Annotated in this window: 18 protein-coding genes; 14 read left to right on the top strand and 4 right to left on the bottom strand. The window is 27.4% G+C overall.

All coding sequences use genetic code 11. From position 1 onward, the window contains the following. Positions 1–23: 23 nt before the first annotated feature. Positions 24–689 carry an L-fuculose-phosphate aldolase gene (locus F811_RS0112330; protein WP_020005544.1) on the bottom strand — a complete coding sequence of 222 codons (666 nt, stop codon included), beginning with the start codon at positions 687–689 and terminating at the stop codon, positions 24–26. Between the two features lie 163 nt (positions 690–852). On the opposite strand from F811_RS0112330, the gene F811_RS0112325 reads away from it, so the two are divergent. Continuing rightward, positions 853–2,082, top strand: a complete 1,230-nt coding sequence (locus tag F811_RS0112325; protein ID WP_020005543.1) for an ankyrin repeat domain-containing protein — start codon at positions 853–855, stop codon at positions 2,080–2,082. An 861-nt stretch (positions 2,083–2,943) separates the two neighbouring features. Here the strand turns inward: F811_RS0112325 and F811_RS0112320 are convergent. After that, a complete protein-coding gene (locus tag F811_RS0112320) occupies positions 2,944–3,879 on the bottom strand; it encodes an SMP-30/gluconolactonase/LRE family protein (RefSeq protein WP_020005542.1) in 936 nt (311 codons plus the stop codon). Positions 3,880–4,047: 168 nt separating this feature from the next. Between F811_RS0112320 and F811_RS0112315 the strand changes: the two genes are divergently transcribed. Beyond that, complete coding sequence (locus F811_RS0112315) at positions 4,048–4,488, top strand: RrF2 family transcriptional regulator (protein WP_020005541.1); 441 nt, start codon at positions 4,048–4,050, stop codon at positions 4,486–4,488. A gap of 9 nt (positions 4,489–4,497) precedes the next feature. Here the strand turns inward: F811_RS0112315 and F811_RS0112310 are convergent, their stop codons facing one another. Further along, on the bottom strand, positions 4,498–5,154 hold the full coding sequence (locus F811_RS0112310; RefSeq protein ID WP_026364449.1) for a Crp/Fnr family transcriptional regulator: 657 nt from the start codon (positions 5,152–5,154) through the stop codon (positions 4,498–4,500). Positions 5,155–5,437: 283 nt separating this feature from the next. On the opposite strand from F811_RS0112310, the gene F811_RS0112305 reads away from it, so the two are divergent. The 7 genes from F811_RS0112305 to lysA all read left to right on the top strand — a co-directional run bounded on the left by F811_RS0112305 (position 5,438) and on the right by lysA (position 12,760). Then, entirely contained in the window at positions 5,438–6,970 is a 1,533-nt protein-coding gene (locus tag F811_RS0112305; protein WP_020005539.1) for a sodium:solute symporter family protein, read from the top strand. 27 nt (positions 6,971–6,997) lie between these two features. Next, positions 6,998–8,158 carry a cyclically-permuted mutarotase family protein gene (locus F811_RS0112300; RefSeq protein ID WP_020005538.1) on the top strand — a complete coding sequence of 387 codons (1,161 nt, stop codon included), beginning with the start codon at positions 6,998–7,000 and terminating at the stop codon, positions 8,156–8,158. Positions 8,159–8,335: 177 nt separating this feature from the next. Then, a complete protein-coding gene (locus F811_RS0112295) occupies positions 8,336–9,490 on the top strand; it encodes an HPr family phosphocarrier protein (RefSeq protein ID WP_020005537.1) in 1,155 nt (384 codons plus the stop codon). 3 nt (positions 9,491–9,493) lie between these two features. Then, entirely contained in the window at positions 9,494–10,189 is a 696-nt protein-coding gene (locus F811_RS0112290) for a metallophosphoesterase (protein ID WP_020005536.1), read from the top strand. Positions 10,190–10,208: 19 nt separating this feature from the next. Continuing rightward, positions 10,209–10,493, top strand: coding sequence for a hypothetical protein (locus F811_RS0112285; protein WP_020005535.1), 285 nt, complete (start codon positions 10,209–10,211; stop codon positions 10,491–10,493). A 71-nt stretch (positions 10,494–10,564) separates the two neighbouring features. Continuing rightward, on the top strand, positions 10,565–11,473 hold the full coding sequence (locus tag F811_RS0112280) for a divergent polysaccharide deacetylase family protein (protein WP_020005534.1): 909 nt from the start codon (positions 10,565–10,567) through the stop codon (positions 11,471–11,473). Positions 11,474–11,521: 48 nt separating this feature from the next. Further along, positions 11,522–12,760: a diaminopimelate decarboxylase gene (gene lysA / locus F811_RS0112275; RefSeq protein WP_020005533.1), complete on the top strand. Its 1,239-nt coding sequence runs from the start codon at positions 11,522–11,524 to the stop codon at positions 12,758–12,760. 129 nt (positions 12,761–12,889) lie between these two features. Here lysA and F811_RS0112270 read toward each other — a convergent pair whose 3' ends face one another. Then, positions 12,890–13,312: a metal-dependent transcriptional regulator gene (locus F811_RS0112270; protein ID WP_026364448.1), complete on the bottom strand. Its 423-nt coding sequence runs from the start codon at positions 13,310–13,312 to the stop codon at positions 12,890–12,892. A gap of 242 nt (positions 13,313–13,554) precedes the next feature. On the opposite strand from F811_RS0112270, the gene F811_RS0112265 reads away from it, so the two are divergent. The 5 genes from F811_RS0112265 to F811_RS0112245 all read left to right on the top strand — a co-directional run bounded on the left by F811_RS0112265 (position 13,555) and on the right by F811_RS0112245 (position 17,474). Beyond that, positions 13,555–14,238, top strand: a complete 684-nt coding sequence (locus F811_RS0112265; RefSeq protein WP_020005531.1) for a response regulator transcription factor — start codon at positions 13,555–13,557, stop codon at positions 14,236–14,238. Positions 14,239–14,245: 7 nt separating this feature from the next. Next, complete coding sequence (locus F811_RS0112260; RefSeq protein WP_020005530.1) at positions 14,246–15,997, top strand: sensor histidine kinase; 1,752 nt, start codon at positions 14,246–14,248, stop codon at positions 15,995–15,997. 81 nt (positions 15,998–16,078) lie between these two features. Then, the gene (locus F811_RS0112255; protein ID WP_020005529.1) at positions 16,079–16,288 is read left to right on the top strand and encodes a cation transporter; all 210 of its coding nucleotides are present in this window, start codon (positions 16,079–16,081) and stop codon (positions 16,286–16,288) included. 12 nt (positions 16,289–16,300) lie between these two features. Then, positions 16,301–16,885, top strand: a complete 585-nt coding sequence (ruvA, locus tag F811_RS0112250; protein WP_020005528.1) for a Holliday junction branch migration protein RuvA — start codon at positions 16,301–16,303, stop codon at positions 16,883–16,885. Between the two features lie 85 nt (positions 16,886–16,970). Then, the gene (locus tag F811_RS0112245) at positions 16,971–17,474 is read left to right on the top strand and encodes a GNAT family N-acetyltransferase (protein ID WP_020005527.1); all 504 of its coding nucleotides are present in this window, start codon (positions 16,971–16,973) and stop codon (positions 17,472–17,474) included. Positions 17,475–18,038: the final 564 nt, after the last annotated feature.

The following is an 18,038-nucleotide window of genomic DNA, read 5'->3' as shown; positions in this document are numbered from 1 at the left end:
GATATATTATTAGTTTTAAAATATTATTTCTGGGCATTTAATCCGTAATTACCAAATTTTTTAAGTATTATATCCATCTCTTCATCTGATAAAATATTGTACTTACCAATTTTACTAAGCTCTACAAACTCTCTTGAAATATTTTCTACTTCTACCAAAACACCATAAGCCTTTTCTATAGTAGAATCAGAAACCACAAGTCCATGATTTTTCATAATACAAGCCTTATACCCTTTCATAGCCTTTGATATATTATTGCAAAGCTCTTCGGTTCCATAAGTAGCATATTCAGCACAAGGTATAATTTTTCCTCCAGCAACAGCAATCATATAATGTATAGCAGGTATATAATCAACTCCAATTATAGATACTACTGTAGAATATATAGAATGACTATGTATAACACAGTTAAAATCTGGATTATCTTTTAGTATTGATAAATGAAATCTCCATTCACTTGAAGGTCTTTTGCCTTCTTCAGCTTTCCCATTCTCATCAACAAAAACTATATCTTCAGCTTTCATAGTATCATAAGGCATACTTGAAGGTGTAATAAGCATACCATTTTCAAAACGTACACTTACATTTCCAGATGTACCCTGATTAATACCGTCTTTTTGCATTCTAAGACATGTTTTTATTATATCATTAGACAATAATTTTCTATATTCATTTAATTGGCTTATCATAGTATTTATCCTTAATATTTTATTTATTATTATTTTATTATTACAAACTATAATTTTATAAAAAATAGTGCTATGATAGTAATTTGATTATTAAGTTAATACCATTACTTTATTTTTTTATCATTTATGATATATTAAAAACAATTAATAATCGGAGAGTTATATGAAAAAGAACATTATAATTATATTATTAACAGTAATTACATCGCTATATTCAAATCAAATAAACGAAAGCAATAATGACAAAATAAAAGATAATAATATAGAAAATAATACATTTAATGAAACTAATAATGAAAAATTAAAAAACACAATAACTACAAATGAAATAATAATGCCTAGCGATGAATTATCAAAACTATTAGAAAAAAATAAAAATAAAACAGGCGTAGCTGAAATGATTGAATTAATAAATGAAGGCAGTATAAATGCTCAGTCAAAAGATGAGATTCTTATAGGCAATATTACACATTATGCTAATACAACCCCTTTAATGATAGCCTCATCATACGGGCATTATGATATAGCAAAAGCATTGATTGATAATGGGGCTTTGGTTAATTTAAGAGCAAACGATGGATTTAATGCTTTAATGGAAGCTGTAAGAACTGATAATATAGAGATGGCAAAATTACTAATAAACAATAACTCTGATATAAATATAAAAAATAAAGACGGTAAAAATATGATTATAATAGCATGCGAAAACGGCAATGAAGAAATGTTTAATTTATTAGTAGAAAATAACGCAGATATAAATGAAAAATCATCTTGGGGAGCATCTGCACTTATTTATGCTTCTGAAAAAGGCAATATTAATATAATGCAATATCTAATAGACAATGGAATAGATGTTAATGGAAAAGCTGATGATAATGGGGATACTCCATTACTTTGGGCTGTTACAGGAGAAAATCCTTATGAAGCTTCAAAACTTTTAATAGAAAATGGTGTCGATGTAAATGCTACAAATAACAGCGGAGTTGCTCCTGCTACTATACTTGCGGCATCTACTCCTGAAGTAGTAAAACTCTTAAAAGATAATGGTGCCGATTTAGATACAAAATTTTTATATTATTATCCTCCTATAGCAATTGCTGCAGGTGAGGGTAATTTAGAAATAGTTAAGGCATTGGTTGAAAATGGGGCTGATGTGAACTATTATCCTAATGATATAAACTATACTGCGATATTTCATGCTATAGACCAACATAATTATGAAGTTGCTGAATACTTATTAAAAAATGGTGCGGATTTAAATATAAAATTAAATCCTCCTGATATTTATGGAGATGATATAAAAGACAGTTATAATGTTTTGGAATATGCTGAGGCTATTCAGGATAAAAAAATGATTGATATAGTAAGCAAATATTATAAAAAGAAAAAATAATTATAATTTTAATATATACCTAAAAAAATACAGTTTGTCAAAAAATTAATTTTTTAAATTTTGATATTTGCGGGGCTTTGCCATTACGAAGTACACAGCGTGACCGTTCTGCGTACTTACGCACCCCCCCAGTTCTTTTGCGACCGTAGGAAGTGCCTGTGGTATTGGCACAAAGAACCATACGCAGTACACCTTCGGTGAAAGAACTGCATTTGACGAAGTCCCCCTTTAGGTGTAGCCCAAATTTCAGGTATTATCATACATTTAATACATATCTTTAAAGTATAAAGTTCTAGTAATTGCGTTTTTCGCGAAGCGTGCCTTTGGCGAAAACTTTGGCGAAGCCCGCAGAGCGTGTGCGGCAAAAAAGTTGATAATTCTATATAATGTACATCAGTTGACAAAATGAAATCGTTCCAGTATATACTAAAAATTTTTAAGTTTGTCAACAGCAAGCCGCTGCACCTTACCGCACGGTATTATCTACTCTATATCAAATGTCAACTATACGTACGGCTGATTACCTATTATTACACCAAACAAGTAATTTACTATACATCTAAAACATATTTTATTGATTAATAAAAATATATTATATTATGAATAAATTGTAATTACATTCATAGATAACTAAAATTTGACAAATTATAATTGTTTAGGTATATAGTAAAAATTTTTAAGTTTGTAAATTTTTTATTTAAATTTTTTATACGATACACAATCAGTACACAATATTTAACAGTACTTACTAGGATTAATCACTGTTATAAATTTAAAATAAAAAACGCACATTTAAAATATTTTTTAAATGCACGTTTTTTTGAGCTACTATGAACGAAAAAATTATATATGAACTATAAATTATAATTGAACTTTTTTAATTAAACTAGTAGAAAGTTCTGGTATATATATAACATTATTAACCAAATCTATGTCAGCAACACCGCTTAAAGAACCTTCTATTTTTTCTAATTGATTTTTAGTATTCAAATCAAATACATATATGCATGCATTGTTATTAGCACCATCTACACCCCAATCAGAAACATATAATTTACCATCAGCAATAGCTATACCGTCTAAAGCACCAGCACCTAATACTGAAGCTGTCCATTTAGTTAATCCAGTACCGTCTATATTTAATGTATAAATATCTCCGCCATTAGGATCTCCTCCGAATGTACTTCCAGCTATATATAATACTCCGTTATCTAAAAATATTCCGTTAGCACCAACTACACCTGTTACTGATGAAGTTATAGATAAAGCAGAGTTATTATCAACTTTTACAAAATAAACTGTAGAAGCACCTGTATCAGTTAGAGCTACAGTTGTTGGATCTATTACTACTGTATCATTTAAGAATTTAGAACCTTCTATAGGAAGTTTAGTAATTATTTTATTTTCTTTGATATTAGCTAATACCAAATTTCCAGTTAAAGAACTGTCATTAACTTGGTCTGGTATAATAATAATATCATCAGTTAAGAAAGAAAAACCTTTAGGGCTGTCTAATTGACCTTCAAAAAATTTTTGAGGATTAGAGCCATCTTCATTAGCTACGATTATAAAACCATCAGCAGGAGCATTAGGATCTCCTAAATTAGCTATATATAATTTTCCATTTCTCAATTTTACACTTTCTGGTGCAGCTGCCCCTTCAACATTTATAGTAACAGCTTCTTTTTTGGCAGCAGTATTTGAAGCAGCATTATTGTTTGTTTTATCAGCATTATTTGAACATGATACAGCAAATATGAAAGCAGATAAAACTATTGCATAGTAAACTTTATTCATTTTAAAGTTCTCCTTATTAGTAATTTTTTTATTTAGATAAATAATTTTACATGTTTTTTTATATATATCAACTAAAAAGCAAAAAAATATTGTTACCAAAGTTGTCACAACACCTTATTTCTTTTAGTTATTGACTATAAACAATTTTTATTTTATTATTATACTACTATGAAGATTAATACAAAATTATCTATAGCTACTCATATAGTATTATGTATAGCATTTTTTGAAAATGAAGGCACTACATCAAATTTGCTTGCCAAAAGTGTAAAAACCAATCCTTCTATTATAAGGAGAATACTATTAAAACTTCAGGCTGCTGGAATAGTTGAAACAGATAAAAAAGGAAGCAGACTTATAAAAGATGAAGAGGATATAACACTTCTTTCTATATATGAAGCAGTATTCACAGAAGAAGAAAGAGGACTTTTTAATTTTCATGAGCCTAATCATGTATGCCCTGTAGGCTGTGCTATGTTTGATGTTTTGGGAGAAGAGTTTGATAGTGTAAGGCTTGATTTTGAGAAATCTATGTCAAAAATAACTATAAAAAAAATAGCTGATGAAGTGAGAAAGAGAAAAAAACATATTGATTTTATGAATAAATGATGCATTTATTTATAATTTTATAATAGTTATTTTATTGCCGTCAAGTTTTATGATATTTTCTTTTGATAATCTGTTCAATTCTCTTGATAATGCACTTCTGTCAGCAGATATAAACTCTGCAAGTTTGTCTCTGTTATAAGGTATTACAATATTTTTACTTTTCTGTATATTTGACATATATTTTAAATATAGTGTAATTTTGCTTCTCAAACTTTTTTGGCTTAAAATATCATTTTTAAATGCTAAAAATTTGTTTTTATCAGATATTACCATTAATAAATTCTGTAAAAATATGTTTTTATCATTGTTATTTGTGTTAAATATATCTTTTATATTTATTTTTAATATTTCAGTTTTATCTAATGATATAGCCTGTATAGGTGATATTTTATTAGTAGAAAAAGCTAATGCTTCTGCAAATATATCTCCGTAAGTTAATATATTTACTATATTCTTTCTAGTGTCATCATATTCTTTTGAAATTTCTACTCTTCCATTTAAAATAATATATATACTATCAGTTTTATCTCCCGCATCTATTATAATATTATCTTTATCAAAATATTTTTTTTCAGATTTGAAATCTTCTAACAGAACTATTATCTGTTTATCATTCATATTGCAAAAGAGATTCGATTTTTTTATGATGTCTATATATCTTTCCATATTAAAACTAATATATTTTTGATATAATATAGTAATAGTTTTTTACAAAAAATCAATATGCATATTAAATTTCTGTGTTATATGTGTATTTTTTATATTAATATTATTAAATGTTATTACTTAAAGTATTTTAGCAGGTGTTTTTAGTGATAAATTTCATTTTTTTTATGATGAATTGTAATAAATTGTAATATTTTATCTTTTTCAATTGACAATATAAATTTATTTGACTATAATATAATTGTTCACGTGAACAAAAACTTATTTATAGGAGAACAAAACTATGGCTTGGCATTGGTTTGACTGGGTAGTCATCGGACTATACTTTGTTGTAATGTTTTTAATCGGTATGTTCTTTGCTAAAAGAACAAAATCAACAGATGATTATTTTAAAGCAGGCGGAAGGGTTCCAGCTTTGGTAACAGCTATGAGTATTTATGCTACATCTTTATCATCTATTTCATTTATTGCTATACCAGCTTCTGTTTATAATAACAGCTGGCTTTTGGGTATGGCTCCTTTAGGTATTATTTTAATAGTATTATGGGTGGCTCCTACATTTGTACCATTCTTTAGAAGAGTTAATGTTACTACTGCTTATGAATATTTAGGAAAAAGATTTAATAACTCTTTCAGACTAGTTGGAAGTTTAACATTTATACTTTTTCACGTTGTAAGAATGGCTATAGTAATTTATCTTCCTACTTTGGCTATACAGCAAGTACTTCCTGCTCTTAATCCAGTATTGATAACAGTTATTGTATCCATATTCTGTGTTGCTTATACTTCTATGGGTGGTATAGAAGCTGTATTATGGTCTGATGCTATACAAACAGTAGTACTTCTTTTGGGAGCTTTCCTTATCATCATAGTAGGTTTTGCATCTGCTCCTGAAGGAATAGGTCAAGGTTTTCAATTATTAGCAGATGATGGAAAAATCATAAGCCCCGACTTTTTCTCTTTAGATTTAGCTAAATCCAGTATATGGGTTATGATAATAGGCGGTTTTTTTAATTCAATATATTCATATGTAGGAAGCCAAGACATAGTTCAAAGATATGCTACAAACAAAGACGAACATGAAGCTAAAAAAAGTTTATATATGAATATTCCTTTGCTTTGTACTAGTATTGTAATATTTATAGGTATGGGTTCTGCTTTATATATTTATTTCCATTTCAAAACTCCATTACCAGAAAGTGTTAATGGAAATGCCATACTTCCTTATTTCGTAGTAAATGCTTTACCTGTTGGTATATCAGGACTTGTAATAGCTGCTATATTTGCTGCTGCTCAGTCTACAGTATCTTCAAGCCTTAACTCTGTTTCTACTTGTATGACAGCTGATATATTAGAGTTTTTAAAACCTGGTATGGAAGATGCTTCTAAATTAAAATTTGCAAGATTATCAAGCTGGATAGTAGGTATAGTCAGTACTATACTTGCAATATACTTTATATATAATGGTCAGGGAGATATGTTCTTATACTTCCAAGCTATAACAGGTCTTTTAGGCGGTCCTATAGCTGCTGTATTCTTGGTAGGTATATTCTTCGATAAAGTAGAAACTAAAGCTGTTTGGGTAGGATTTATACTTTCTGTTATAGTAGCATTCTATATAAGCGATCCTGCTGGAATGCTTACTAAATTTATACCTGGATATGCTAAACCAAAAATCTTTGAGTTCATGATTTCATTTATAATCATAGGTGTTGGTGTAATAGGTTCTTTCTTAGCTTCTTTTGCTTTCGGAAAACCATCTGAAGAAAAAATAAAAGGATTAACTTATTCTACTACTATAAAAAATCATAAATAAGGGCAGTGTATAATTAAGGAATAAAATATGAAAAAAATATGTTTAATTTTATCTATTATATTTACAATATCTGTTATTAGCTGTTCTGGAACTAATACAGCTAATAATAATACTAATGTACTAGATTCAAAAACTGATAAAAAAATAGTTTGGGAAATGGGAGGACATTTACCTGCTCAAACAGGAATGGACAAAAATATAGGTACAGCTGGAGTTTTATATGGTTCTTTAAGAGATAAATATATAGTTGTAGGCGGAGGAGCTAATTTCCCTGAAGAATCTGTATTAAACGGAGGAGCTAAAAAAACTTATTCTGATATATACATGCTTGAAGATAAAAATGGTGTATTAGAAGTAGTTGAGCATATTAATTGGGAAAATGAATTGGGATATGGTTCTTCTATAACTACTGCTGATGGTATATATTATATAGGAGGCTCTTCAAACCCAGAAGCTGATGATGATATATTATTTATTACATTAAAAGATAATAAATTAAATGTTGAAAAAATAGGTGATTTGCCTTTCACTTTACAAAATGGAGTTGCTGTTTATAAAGATAATAAATTATATATAATTACTGGCAAACAAGCAGGCAAAGGCAGCAATAAACTTTATGAATATGATTTGACAACTAAAGAAGCTAAAGAATTGGCTCCAGTACCTGGTAAGGAAAGCAGAACTCAGGCAGTTGCTCAATTACTAAACGGCAATATATATGTATTCAGCGGCGGCGATGCAATAGCTTATACTGACGGATATAAATATGATTTTGCTAATAATACTTGGACTCCTGTTGCTGAAGTAGCTCTTAATGGAGAAGGAATATCTTTGCTTGGTGCTGTATCCGTTAAACTTAATGAAAGTGAAATGCTTGTTATAGGCGGATTTAATAAAGCTATTTATGATAATGCTGTTTATAATTTAGGTAATCTTCAAGGTACTGAATTAGCTAATTTCAGAGCTGGATACTTCGGAGCTGATCCTTATGAATTTAATTGGAACAGTAATATATTGATTTATAACTCTGATTCTAATACTTGGAAAACAATAGGTGAGATTCCTTTTGATGCTCCTTGCGGTGAAGGTTTGATATTAATAGGAAATAAAATATATTCTATTAATGGTGAAATTAAACCAGGAATTAGAACAGATAAAATGTATGTTGGTACAATTATGGCTAAATAAGATAAATAATAATAAAGACATATCCAACTAAAAAGTTTTCCATAAATAAGGGCTTATTTCTATAAATGGAATAAGCCTTTATTATTTAATTTATTTATCTTATTTATACAAAAAGTTATTGAAATTTTAATAAATTAATGTTATTTTATAGAAAATATCTTATTAAGGCTTGTGTTTATGGAAGATTTTATATCTAAAGAATTTGAATGCCGAAATAGTTTGGCATCTGATAATAAAATTGTTAATTCTATCGTTGATTTTTTTAGGACTATAGATGATAAAATTGAAATAGAAAATCAAGATGGAAAGAGAGTTAATGCCAAATCTTTTATAAAAATGATGGGGCTTGATGTAAAATACGGATTCAGATTTAAATTGTATGTTTATGGTGATGATAAAGAAAATAACATCAAAAGAATAGAGGATATACTTGATAAAAAAGAGTTCTATACTTTAGAAAAAATACAAGAATTAGAAAAAGAAAAAGAAGATGAGCATAATAAATATATAGAAAAAGAAATATTATCTTTAACACCTGAAGACAAAAAGGAAATTGTAAAAAATGATATAGAAAATAAAGTAAGACTCTTAAAAGAAAAAAGAGATTCTATTCATTTAGAAAGTCTGAATTTGGATAATAATATTCTGTATATTAAGGATAACGATAAAACAAAAATTGTTGATGTTATCAATAATAATATATACGATGTAATAAAATATTTATCATCACATTATGAAATACCTATAAAAGAAAGCAGAACGAAGGATTTTATTTCATATCTAATAAGTGTAATAAAAGGAAAAGATATGAAATTTTTTTATATATATATGTTTTTTAATGACATAAAAAAATATTTAACCTATCAGTTTGATAAATTATTTATAGAAAAACTAATAGGTATAGAAGATTTGCATGAAGAATATGATACTGTTATAATTAATAATTTTGTTGAAGAAGCAATAAAAAATTTAGATTATGTTCTTGAAGATAAAAGAAAATCAGCAGATTATTCTATTAATATTTACATGATGGACGATATTAATTCAAACACTAATAAGTATAGAGTAATAAATATAGTACAGACTATAGGAAAGATTTATGACATAAAAAATAGTGTTATAGATAATATAATCGATAGGATAAAATCTGATTATGAACCTTCCATTAATAATAAATCTAATATAGATGAGTATAGTGATAATATAAAAGAGTTTAAGGATATTTTACAAAAAGAATTTGAAAATATTTATACTGCTAAAGTATTAGAAAAAGATACAAGTAATTTAGATATAGATTATCATAATATATTAAGACTTGCAAGGAGGATTTAAAAAATGAAAATAGCTGTTATAGGTGATTTGCATGGAAAAGACTGCTGGAAGAAATTACTTGAAGGAAGATTTTCTGAATTTGATAAAATAATATTTATGGGAGATTACAGTGATGACAGTTGGGTACGCTTTAATGATGAAGATATAATTAATAATCTTAAAGATGTGATAGAGTTTAAAAAAAATCATAATGATAATGTTGAGCTTCTTATAGGCAATCATGATTTTCAGTATATAGTGGGATATCCTACAGCAAGCAGATATAGAGAAAGCTATGCAAGAGAAATGAATGAGATATTTAATAGCAATGTCAATATATTTAAGCCTATACATATAGAAAATAATTATATATTTACGCATGCTGGAATAACAAATGGCTGGATTGATTATATAAAAAATAAATATAATATAGATAATATAGATATTGATAATATTGAAAGCGTAGTAAATATAGTATATAAGAATGATAAAGATGACTGTAATATAGCATCCTTCAGACGAGGAGGATTAAGTAAATTTGCAGGTATTTTATGGGCTGATACAGAGGATTTGCTTGCGGATTCTTGGGTTGGGTATAATCAGGTAGTAGGGCATAATAGGGTAAAGCCGTATAGTATTATAAAAAAAGATAATGCTGTTATTTACATGTCGGATCATTTTGACAGCGAACAAAATAAATTATTGGTATTAGATATATAGTTTAAGGAGTTGTTAATATATGTTTAGAGATAAACCGCCTTTCTTTTATAAATGCACAAAATGCGGACATTATTTTAGCTCGGATAAAAACTTGCATGCTCCTTCTATTTTTTCTGATATTACATTAGATTTTGAAAATAATGAAACTGATGAAAATGGAAATGTAATAACGAAAATCAATTCAGATGATGATAATAAAAAAGATTCCTTTTTTACAAAAATTATAAAAAATATAACTTACCCTAAATGTCCTAAATGCAAAGAACATTCTGTTGTAAGCATTGACAGTATGATTGAAAAGTAGGATTTTTATATAATTGACTTTTATTAATATTTAGATTATCATAAAAAGTAAATATTATTTAGTTAGTTTTTATGAAAAGAATAATTATTTTTGTATTTTTATTTATTATAATTATCGTATTTGCTTTTACCTTTATTAAGGTTAAAGAAAATTATGGAATTAGTTTTGAATATGCAGATGAAAATTATACATCTGAAAAAACTATAACATCAAAAAAAACTAATGATGTATTTTATTCAGCAGATATTAATTCTCCTAATATGTCAGAACCTATATTAGATAATATTATAAAACCCATAGAAAGCAGTAATTTTATAACTATTATAATAGATGACAGCGGAAATACTCTTGATTATACAGATAGGTATTTTCAATTAGCTTATGAATACGGCATAACATTTGCAGTGCTTCCAGATTCTCCTCATAGTATAGATTTTTCTTATTTGGCATACAGTAATGATGTTGATGTTATTTTGCATATGCCTATGGAGGGCAGCGGTTATTTCGGAGAGAAAACTATAATAAGAACTGGAATGAATAAAGATGAAGTTTTTAATTTACTAGATTATTCATTTTCAAAAGTTCCTTATGCTAATGGAATGAATAATCATACTGGCTCTCTTGCTTGTAAGGATATTAATATAGTTTCATATATGATTGACTATGCTAAAAATAATAATAAATATTTTGTAGATTCTTATACTTCTGCAGAAAGTGTGATATATGATTTGGCATTAGAAAATGATGTAGGAACGGCAAAGAGAAATGTATTTTTGGATAATGATAGAGATTATGACAGCATAATGAAGCAGTGGAGAGAGCTAATTAAATTATCAAAAGAGTATGGCATTGCTGTTGGTATAGGGCATTATCAAAGTGAGGAAACATTAAAGGTTTTGGAAAATAATTTACCTCTTCTTTATGAAGATAATATAGTAAGCGTGAATATAACAGAAGTTTTAACTAAAAAACTTGAATAATATAAAAAAATTATAAAAAACAATTAATAAAAAAATAGGAGCGGTATAATGATAGGCTATAAAAATAATATATTAATGTGCGAAGATATTGATATAAGAGAACTTACAAAAGTTTATGGAAGTCCTTTTTATCTTTATTCAAAAAATGACATTTTACAAAAAATAAGATTTTTAAAAGACATATTTTCATCTTTAGACGATGTATTAATAGCATATGCTGTTAAGGCTGAGAATAATTTATCTATATTAAAAATGATGGTAGAAGAAGGAATTGGGGCAGATGTTGTTTCTATAGGTGAGACTTTGAAATATATAAAAGCTGGAGGAAATGCCCGTAATATAGTATTTTCTGGTGTGGCAAAAACAGAAGAAGAGATAAAAAAATCTATTGAGCTTAATATAAAACGTTTTAATATAGAATCTATTCCAGAAGCTGTAAGAATTAATAATATAGCTAAAGAACTTAAAAAGAGAGTAAAATGTTCTATAAGAGTTAATCCTAATGTTGATGCACATACTCATGAAAAGATTACTACAGGTGTAAATGGAAACAAATTTGGGGTATGTATTAAAACTATAATAGAAAATGCTAATCTTTTAAAATCATTAGATAATATAGAGATAGAGTCTTTATCAATGCATATAGGTTCTCAAATGACAGATGCTGAGCCTTTTTACAGAGCCATTTTAGTAATGAAAGACTTGATAGGCGAAGTTAATAGCATGGGATTTAATATAACCGATATTGATATAGGAGGCGGTTATGGGGTAAGGTATAATAAAGATCATTCTGGTTTTGATTTTGATAAGTTTAAAAATGAAAGCATAAATCTATTAAAAGAAATGAATCTTAAAGTAACAACCGAGCCTGGAAGATATTTTGTAGCAGAATCTGGTGCTTTGATAATGAGAGTAGAATATGTAAAAGAGGAACTTGGAAGAAAGTATGTTATATTAGACGGCGGTATGAACGATTATGTAAGGGTAGCTATGTACGATGCTTATAATGAGATATATCCTTTAGTAAAAAGAGAAAGTGTATCTAATTATGATTTTGTAGGACCTATATGTGAAAGTTCTGACTTTTTTGCCTATGACAGAGAGTGCTCTGTAGTGGAAGAAGGAGATTATGTTGCATTACTTGATGCTGGTGCTTATGGATTTAGTATGTCAAGCAATTATAATTCAAGACCTCTTATAGCACAGATTATGGCAGATAAAGATAAGCATTACATTATACGAAAAAGACAAACTTTTGATGAGATGATAGAAAGTGAAATTATATAATTAATAAATATATACTTATCCGCTGGAATTATATTTAATTAAAAAATAATTCCAGCGGATTTTATTTTTATGAAATTATTCTCAAATATATAAAGATAGTTTAAAATATAAAAACTTTAATATATGCTATTAGTTTTTATTAGCATTATTAAATATATTTTCTTTTTTGCAGTATCCGCAAAGAAACTCTTTAAACTTATGTACAGTATCTCTGCTCATGGCATGTTCTATTAAACAGGCTTCTTCGTCTGCTATTTTTTCATCTACATTTAGTACATTTGTAAGAAAGTAATAGAATATAGCATGTCTTTCTGCAATATCTTTTCCAATAGCTCTTCCAGATTCTGTAAGTTCTATGTCTCCATAATGTTCATGCTTTATATGTCCGAGTTTTGACAGAGTTTTTATAGCTGTATTAACACTGGCTTTGGAACGTCTTACAACATCAGCTATATCTGTTATTCTAATAGCTTCTTTAAAATTTTTTTCTACTTCTAGGTTGTAGATAGTTTCTAAATAATTTTCTAATATAGGTGTCATATCTTGTTTCATGAATATGATTTTAATATTAAATATGCTATAAGTCAACATTTAAATTTAATATTTTTTACTTAATATTAGCTGTAAAAGTTATTATATTAAATAAAATACAAATGATTTTTTTAGCGGCTATAAAAAATTTTGACAAAAAATAAATTTTTATTATATTATATATTGTATATAAGATGTATATTAATAGTATAAAATATACAGTTTATATAACAAAAAATTATATTATTTTGGTAGTTTAGATTATGAATAAAGAACTTATTTACTCAGTTGAAGATGATGATAACATCAGAGATCTTATTAAGTATACCGTTGAGGAAGCTGGATATACTATAGAATGTTTCTCAAACGGTAATGACATGCTTGAGGCATTAAAGAAGCAGACACCTAATTTAGTACTTCTTGATATAATGCTTCCAGACATAGAAGGTACAGAAATATTAAAGATTATCAGAACAGATTATGCCCATCTGCCTATTAAGGTAATAATGCTTACAGCAAAGGCAAGCGAAATTAATATTGTTACTGGGCTTAATTTAGGTGCTGATGATTATATGCCTAAACCTTTTTCTGTTCTTGAACTTCTTGCTAGAATTAAGGCTAATTTAAGAAAAAAAGATGTTAGGCTTGATGCTGAAGAGCTTACTTTCGGTGAAATAAAACTTGTAGTTAAAAAAAGAAGTGTTTTTGTGGGAGAAAGGCAGGTTATTTTAACACAAAAAGAATTTGATTTGCTTAAACTTTTAATGGAAAATGCCAATAATGTAGTTGATAGGGAAACTATGCTTGAAGAGGTATGGGGTGTAGATCATTCTATGGAAACAAGAACTATTGACATGCATATAAAATCTATCAGACAAAAACTTGATTTAACTAAAGAAAATATAATAACTGTCAGAGGTATGGGGTATAAATTGACAGAAGCATAAAAATATTATGATTAGGAATATATTTTATAAATCATTACTTATTCTTATATTATCAAGTGCATTAATGTTTATAGGAATACTTTTTACTGTTCAATATAATAATATTATGTACAGTCAGGTTATGATATTAAACATTATGGATATGCTTGAAAAAGAAATTGATTTATATGATGTACAAACAGAAGATGCTTTTAGAAAATTTGTGCTTCAATCAGATAAAGAGGAACTTAGAATAAGCATAATATCTACTAATGGAATGGTTGTAGCAGATACTCTAACAGATACTTCTAAAAATCCTATGGGAAATCATACTAATAGAAGCGATGTAATAGAGGCACTTCATAGTGTTGAAAATAAACCTGCTTTTTCTATACATACATCTATAAGCCAGAAAACACCTTATATGTATGTATCAAAAAAGATTAAGGCTGATGATGATAGAGATTATATATTAAGGATTTCGATACCTATAGATTCTGTTAATAAATATTTGATTAGTTTTTTATTTACTGCTGTTATGGTTATAGGCGTTGTTATTATAATTATGGCTTTGGTACTTCCTTTGATGAGCCGAAATATAATGATTCCTTTTTATATGATAAAAGAAACTCTTGATAATATATATAATAATAAATCAGCAGCCCCCAAGAATCTGACAGGTTATAATGATATTAATACTATTCTTTATGATATTAATGAGCTAGCTATTAGTCTTAATGAAAATATTACAGGTTATCAAACTGAAAAAGAAAAACTTAATTATGTACTTGAAAATATAGCACAGGGTATTATAGCAGTTAATAAAAATAAAGAGATATTTTTTATTAATCAGTATGCAGTTGATTTGCTTGAAATATCTGACAGCAATATAAAAAATTTAAGTGAAATCATAAAAAGCAGCGAAGTAATAGAGAGAATTAATAATGCTATAGAGTTTAATAGATTTTCTAAATTTGATGTGAAAGAACATACTATGGATATAGAAATTACTATTATACCTATACGCAATAATGAGAATATATCAGCGTTAATAAAATTTGAAGATGTTACTGATATAAGAAAAGTAGAGATAGAAAAGCAGGATTTCTTTATTAATGCTTCTCATGAATTAAAAACTCCTCTTACTTCTATAATAGGATACTCTGAACTTCTTATTGCTACAGGCGGCGGTAAAAATCAGGCTGATTTTATTAAGCGTATAAATAATGAAGCTTTGAGAATGAAAGACCTTGTTATAGATATGCTTACATTAAGCAGAATAGAAGCTAATTGGAAGGAAACTATTGATGAAAAGATAGATATTAAAGACATTATTCTTGACGTTTTTGAAAGCAATAAAATAAAGGCAGAACAAAGAGAAATAAATATAGAGCTTGATATAGAATCGGCATTTATAATGGCTAATAAGGAAAAGATTACAGAGGTAGTTAATAACTTAGTTGATAATGCTATAAAATATACTGATGACGGCGGAAAAGTAAAGGTATTTTTAAAACAAAAGGCAGATAAAGCGGTATTCACAGTGAAAGATACAGGATGCGGAATAGCTCCTCAGTATTTAAACAGGATATTTGAAAGATTTTTCAGAGTAAAAAATAATAAATATCTTAAAGTTCATGGTACTGGACTTGGACTTACAATAGTAAAAAATATATGCAATTACTACAATGCTGACATACATATAAAAAGTGAAGAGAATGTTGGAACTGAGATGACTGTTGTTTTTAATTTGTATAAAGAAGAAGAAAAAAATAAATAAATAACATTGTTTTTATATTGCAAAATACCCTTATCTAGTATATAATTTTGTTAGATGATTAAAACAAAGGAGTATTAAAAAATGAAGAATGTAACTATAAAAATAAAAGGAATGGGTTGTCAAAACTGTGTTAAAGCTGTTACAGAAGAATTAACTGCTTTAGATGGTGTAAGCAAAGCTGATGTAAGTTTGGAAAAAGCATGTGCTGAAGTAGAGTATGATGAGTCTAAAGTAAGCACTGATAAAATGCTTGAAGTTATAAAAGAATTAGAATACGAGCCTAGTTTATAATAATATTTTTTTATGTTTGCTTTTATAGAAGGTAATGTTCAGATAATATCCGAGGGTGTCATAGCTCTTGTTTGTAATGGTGTTGGGTATGAGATTATAGTATCAAAAAAACTTGAAGTAAAAAATGATGATAAGATAAGGCTTTATACACAGCTTATACATAAAGAAGATGCTATGATACTTTACGGTTTTCTTACTAGGGAAGAAAAAAAGATGTTTTCTACGCTTATAGCGGCATCAGGGGTTGGACCTAAACTTGCTATGGAGATACTTTCTACATATTCAATTAATGATCTTATGCATATACTTTTTAATAAGGATATTAATTTATTGAAAAAAGTTCAGGGTATGGGATTAAAAAAGGCTGAGAAGCTTTTATTTGAACTTAGAGACAAAATAGAAAAGATTGATATTAATATTTCTTCTTCATCTGTTCAAAATTATAATGATAATGAAAGCGATGTTATAAAGGCTTTGATATCATTAGGGTTTTCAAATAATGAGGCTGTTAAGGCTTTGTCGGAAGTAGAAAATAAAGATAATATGTCGCCTGAAGATTTGATAAGTAATGCTTTGAGAAATTTAAGTTCTATATAAAAATCATTTTTAAAAATAATTGAAAATAAATAGCTATTGATATATAATAATAGTAATTAATAATGATTATTATTAGGATATTATTATGGATATAGTCGTAAAAAAAGCCGAATTAAAAGATATTTTTGATATAAGCAAACTTCATGCTATATGTTGGAAAGATGCTTATAAAAATATTATCCCCGATTCTTATTTAAAGAGAATATATTTAGATGATTGGTGCGGAGAGTTTGAAGATGGTATTAATAATAAAACAAGAGAGGCTCATATAGCATACATTGATGATAAACCTATAGCAGTTATTTCGCATGGAAAAAGCAGATGCAGTATGGAAGGCTATGGGGAGATAATATCCTTATATGTACATCCAATATATCAGGGTTCTGGAATAGGGACTTTGCTTCTTGAAGAGGCTTTAAAATATATGAAGGATTTGGGTTATACAAATATATGTCTTTGCGTTTTTGAGAAAAATGAAAATGCAAAAGAGTTCTATAAGAAAAATGGTTTTAAAGATTCTGGAAATAAAAATACTCTAAAAATAGATGATGAAGATATAGAAGAAAGTATTTATATTTATGATTTGTAATTTATATTTTTTATTTAATTATAATAATATAAATCATAGTTAGTTTATCCTATTTTAATAATTTTTATTTTTATATTAGACTTGTTTCAGAAGTACTTGGCAAGATTATGTATAAAATTATTTAATTTTTAAAATTGGAAATATGATGTTTTACATGTTGTATAAATTATCATTTTAGTATATAAACATGCAGCCTTTCGCGGCTGCGGGCTGTGCCTGCTTCTTTGTGGCAATACCACAGGCACTTCCTGCGGTCGCAAAAGAAGTGGGGTGTGGGGCAAAGCCCCACTTATAAAATAAAAAATACTGAAAATTAAAATAGTGTAACTACATATTAATTTAGTTTTGAAACAAGTTTATTGAAATTATAAGTAAAACAATGAAAAAAGATTTATACTATAGTTAGTTTATCGTAAAAAGGCCGACATCATTTTTATGACATCGGCTTGTATTTTTTATTCTGTGCTTTATATTTTTTCTAATAATATTTTTTTAGCATATTGTCCTATACTTAAATTATTTTCCTTTGCTATTTTATCTATTTGTAAATATAAATCTTTATTT

The sequence above is a fragment of the Brachyspira innocens ATCC 29796 genome, assembly GCF_000384655.1.
In the GTDB taxonomy this organism is placed as follows: Bacteria; Spirochaetota; Brachyspiria; order Brachyspirales; family Brachyspiraceae; genus Brachyspira; species Brachyspira innocens.
This window is presented reverse-complemented; position numbering and strand designations above follow the sequence as displayed.